The organism is Longimicrobium sp. (assembly GCF_036554565.1).
Classification (GTDB): Bacteria; Gemmatimonadota; Gemmatimonadetes; order Longimicrobiales; family Longimicrobiaceae; genus Longimicrobium.
Genome location: NZ_DATBNB010000288.1, coordinates 1 through 3,119 on the forward strand (window position 1 = coordinate 1; position 3,119 = coordinate 3,119).

The window sequence follows — 3,119 nt, forward strand, 5'->3', positions numbered from 1 at the left end:
CCCTTCCCCCGCAAACGGCACGGGGGAAGGGAGCCAGCCTGGTGCTCGAGGCTGGCTACGCGCACTCGGCTGGCCCTTGCAGTCCGCGCAGGCGGACTTCGGGCCGTCGTTGCCGCGACTTCAGTCGCCCCAGCAGAGCCGAGGGCCAGGGCTCCGTGCCGCTGCCGCGTCCAGGCTGAAATGCGTCCGCGGCTGGATCCCACGGCGCGCACGGCTTCGGCATACGGGCCGGTTCGGTGCGCTCGCGCCTCTGGATGACAGATCGCGGTTCGTGGCCGAAACCCCCTCCCGCACTCACGCACTCACGCACTCACGCACTTCCCCCCACCCGCTCGCCCGTCTGCACCCGCCAGAGCGCGGCGTACATCCCACCCGCGCGCAGCAGATCATCGTGCGTCCCCTGCTCCACGATGCGCCCGCCCTCCATCACGTAGATGCGGTTCGCGTTGCGGACCGTGGAAAGGCGGTGCGCGATGGCAATCGTCGTGCGGTCGCGGCTGATGTGCTCCAGGCTGCGCTGGATGGCGGCTTCGGTCTCGTTGTCTACCGCCGACGTGGCCTCGTCCAGCACCAGCACGGGCGGGTCCTTGAGGATGGCCCGCGCGACGGCGATGCGCTGCCGCTGCCCGCCAGATAGCTTCTGCCCCCGCTCGCCGACCAGCGTGTCGTACCCCTCCGGCAGGGCCATCACGAAGTCGTGCGCCTCGGCCAGGCGGGCGGCGCGGTCCACCTGCTCGGGCGTGGCGTCGAACGACCCGTAGGCGATGTTCTCGCGCACCGTGCCGTCGAACAGGAACACGTCCTGGCTCACCAGCCCGATGGCGCGCCGCAGGTCTGCCAGCCGGATCTCACGGACGTCGATTCCGTCCAGGGTGATGGACCCCGCGCTCAGCTCGTACAGCCGCAGCAGCAGCTTGACCAGGGTGCTCTTTCCCGCTCCCGTCGGGCCGACGACGGCCACCGTTTCGCCCGGCGCGATGTGGAGCGAAAAGTCCGTCAGCAGGGGGTCGCGGCCGCGGTAGGCAAAGGAGACGCCGCGCATCTCCACCGCGCCGCGCACGGACGCCGTGGGGAGCGCGCGGTCGCCGGGGTGCGCCTCGATGGGGGCATCCAGCACGTCGAAGATGCGGTTGGTGGAGGCCATGGCGCGCTGGTACTGGTCCAGCGTTTCGCCCAGGCGCGTCAGCGGCCACAGCATGCGCTGGGTGATGTACACCAGGAAACTGTAGGTGCCCACCGCCAGCTCCCCGTTCAGCGCCTGCAATCCCCCGAAGACCAGCGTTCCGATGAAGCCGAGCAGCACCAGGATGCGGATCAGCGGCACGAAGGCGGCGCTATAGGCAATGGCGCTGCGGTTGGCCTCGCGGTAGGCTTGGCTTTCCTCGGCCACGCGGCGGCTCTCGTGCTCCTCGGCCGCGTACGCCTTGATGGTGGTGATGCCGCTGAGGTTGTTGGCCAGCCGCGCGTTGAGGGCCCCGGCGCGCTCGCGGACGGCGGCGTACAGCGGCTCCAGCCGAGGCTGGTAACGCAGCGAGCCCCAGACCACGAACGGCATGGGGAGCATGGACATCCACGCCACTTCCGGCGCCATTACGAAGAACGTGGTGCCCACCACGAGCAGCGTGGTCACCATCTGGATGATGCCGTTGGCCCCCGTGTCCAGGAACCGCTCCAGCTGGTTGACGTCGTCGCCCAGCACCGACATCAGCCCGCCGGAGCTGCGCTCCTCGAAGTACGCCAGATCCAGGTCCTGCAGGTGCGCGTACCCCTGGTGCCGCAGCTCGTGCTGAATGGTCTGACCCAGGTTGCGCCACAGCACGCCGTACAGGTACTGGAAGGTCGATTCCAGCACCCAGACCACGAAGGTGATGGCGGCGAGGACGACGAGCTGGTCGCGCGGATCGGGAAAGCCCAGGCTGGCGATCAGGGACTGCCGCCCGCGCACCACCACGTCCACCGCCACGCCGATCAGCGCCTCGGGAGCCAGGTCGAAGAGCTTGTTCAGGACGGAGCAGAGCGTGGCCAGCCACACCGTGCGGCGGTGCGGCCGCGCATAGCGGATCAGGCGGCGGAGCGGCTTCTTGGGTTCCACGGCGGCGACGAAGCAGAAAGAAAAGACGTTTCACGCAGAGGACGCGGAGGGAACGGAGAGGACGCAGAGGGCATGACGAGCACCTCTGCGTCCTCTCTGTCTTCTCTGCGTCCTCTGCGTGATACGGAAGTTCAGACCGTCAGGAAGTTGCGCACGTACCAGTCGATCAGCGCCTGCCCCCACGGCTCGGTGATCGCCGCGCCGATTGCCAGGAAGATGCCAAACGGCACCAGCTTGCCCGTCCGCATGCTGATGGGCGCAAAGATCAGCGTGCCGAACAGCGCCCCCATGAACAGGGTCAGCAGCACGCCCCAGGGGCCCAGGAAGGCGCCCACCATCATCATCATCTTGATGTCGCCGCCCCCCATGGCCGGCTTGCGGAACACCTTCTCCCCCACCACCGCGATCAGCCAGAGCAGACCGAACCCCACCGCGGCGCCCAGGAAGGACTGCTGCCAGGTGACGCCGCCCGGCGCGAACGAGAGCGCCAGCCCGATCACCGTTCCCCCCAGGGTGAACTGGTCGGGGATGGTGTAGGTGGCCGCGTCGGCCAGGGCGATGCCCAGCAGAATGGTGAAGAACAGCGCCGTGCCCAGCGCCTGCCACGAAAGCCCGAGGCGCAGCACGGCCATCACCCACAGCGCCGCCGTCAGCAGCTCCACCAGGGGATACTGGATGCTCACCTTGGCGCCGCACGCCCGGCAGCGGCCGCGGAGCAGCACCCAGCCCAGCACGGGAATGTTGTCGCGCCAGCGGATGGGCGTGCCGCACGAGCCACAGCGCGACGGCGGGCGCACCACGGACAGGTCCGCGGGCCAGCGGTACACGCACACGTTCAGGAACGAGCCCACGCAGGCGCCGACGAGGGCCGCGTAGGCCGCGAGAAAGATCTGCAGGTTCAGCACGGTCACCGGAGAAGCTCGTACAGCAGGATGGCCCCCGCCGCCGCCACGTTCAGCGACTCGGCGCGGCCGCGAAGAGGAATGCCGACCACCATGTCGGCGCGGGCGCGGGTCTCCGGGGAGAT

At 69.2% G+C, this 3,119-nt stretch carries 3 protein-coding genes; all 3 read right to left on the reverse strand.

Annotated elements, in window-relative coordinates; genetic code table 11:
* Window positions 1-310: 310 nt before the first annotated feature.
* The gene (locus tag VIB55_RS07795; RefSeq protein WP_331876110.1) at window positions 311-2,092 is read right to left on the reverse strand and encodes an ABC transporter ATP-binding protein; all 1,782 of its coding nucleotides are present in this window, start codon (window positions 2,090-2,092) and stop codon (window positions 311-313) included.
* Window positions 2,093-2,223: 131 nt separating this feature from the next.
* Window positions 2,224-3,003: a prepilin peptidase gene (locus tag VIB55_RS07800; RefSeq protein ID WP_331876111.1), complete on the reverse strand. Its 780-nt coding sequence runs from the start codon at window positions 3,001-3,003 to the stop codon at window positions 2,224-2,226.
* The gene (locus tag VIB55_RS25465; RefSeq protein ID WP_414681259.1) at window positions 3,000-3,119 is read right to left on the reverse strand and encodes a TrmH family RNA methyltransferase; all 120 of its coding nucleotides are present in this window, start codon (window positions 3,117-3,119) and stop codon (window positions 3,000-3,002) included. Before VIB55_RS25465 ends, VIB55_RS07800 begins: the two co-directional genes overlap by 4 nt.